1 protein-coding gene is annotated in these 1,341 nt (G+C 73.3%); it reads right to left on the reverse strand.

Features of this window, described 5'->3' with window-relative positions:
- Positions 1-1,297 (reverse strand): DEAD/DEAH box helicase (locus AB0M62_RS34840; protein WP_366078333.1); only part of this gene is annotated, 1,297 nt, incomplete at its 3' end.
- Positions 1,298-1,341: the final 44 nt, after the last annotated feature.

A 1,341-nucleotide genomic window follows, 5' to 3' on the forward strand; every position in this document is an offset into this window, starting at 1 on the left:
TCTGGGGGGTGATGCCGGCGTCGGCCATGAGGCGGGCCATGTCACGGCGCTGGTTGGGCAGGACCAGGGTGACGACGCTGCCGGACTCGCCGGCCCGGGCGGTGCGGCCGCCGCGGTGGAGGTAGTCCTTGTGGTCGCTGGGCGGGTCGACGTTGACGACCAGGTCGAGGTTGTCGACGTGGATGCCGCGGGCGGCGACGTTGGTGGCCACCAGCACCGTGACATGGCCGGTCTTGAACTGGGCCAGGGTGCGGGTGCGCTGCGGCTGGGACTTGCCGCCGTGCAGCGCGGCGGCCCGTACACCGCTGCTCAGCAGGTGTTTGGTGAGCCCGTCGACGGCGTGCTTGGTGTCCAGGAACATGATCACGCGGCCGTCGCGGGCGGCGATCTCGGTGGTGGTGGCGTGCTTGTCGGCGCCGTGGACGTGCAGCACGTGGTGCTCCATCGTGGTGACCGCGCCGGCCGAGGGGTCGACCGAGTGGACGACGGGGTCGGTCAGGTAGCGGCGGACCAGCAGGTCGACGTTGCGGTCCAGGGTGGCGGAGAACAGCATCCGCTGGCCGTCGGGCCGTACCTGGTCGAGCAGCTCGGTGACCTGGGGCATGAAGCCCATGTCGGCCATCTGGTCGGCCTCGTCGAGCACGGTGACGCCCACCCGGTCCAGGTGGCAGTCCCGGCGCTCGATGAGGTCCTTGAGCCGTCCGGGGGTGGCGACGACGACCTCGGCCCCGGCGCGCAGCGCGCCGGCCTGCCGGCCGATGGACATGCCGCCGACCACGGTGGCCAGCCGCAGCTGCAGCGACCGGGCGTACGGGGTGAGCGCGTCGGTGACCTGCTGGGCCAGCTCCCGGGTGGGCACCAGGACCAGGGCCAGCGGCCGGCGCGGCTCGGCGCGCCGGCCGGCGGTGCGGGCCAGCAGCGCCAGGCCGAACGCGAGGGTCTTGCCCGAGCCGGTGCGGCCGCGGCCCAGCACGTCCCGGCCGGCCAGCGAGTTCGGCAACGTCGCCGCCTGGATCGGGAACGGCTCGCTCATGCCCAGACCGGTGAGCGTCTTCAACAGCTCGACCGGCATGTCCAGTTCACCGAACGTCGCGGCCGGGGGCAGCGCCGGGGTGAGGGTGACCGGCAGGGCGAACTCGCCCTGCACCGCGGCGGGCCGGCGCCCGTAGCCGCCGGACCGGTTGGCACGGCCCTGCCCCTGGCCCTGCGGGCGGAAACGGGCGCCCCGGTCGAAGCCGCCGGACCCGCCCTTGCGGGAATCGGAGTAGCGGTCGTTCGTGCGAGTGGTGCGGTTCATGCGGAACCCTCCTCGATATGGCACGTATCGAGGAATTCCCGGCA

Source organism: Streptomyces sp. NPDC051219 (assembly GCF_040682335.1).
Taxonomy (GTDB): Bacteria; Actinomycetota; Actinomycetes; order Streptomycetales; family Streptomycetaceae; genus Streptomyces.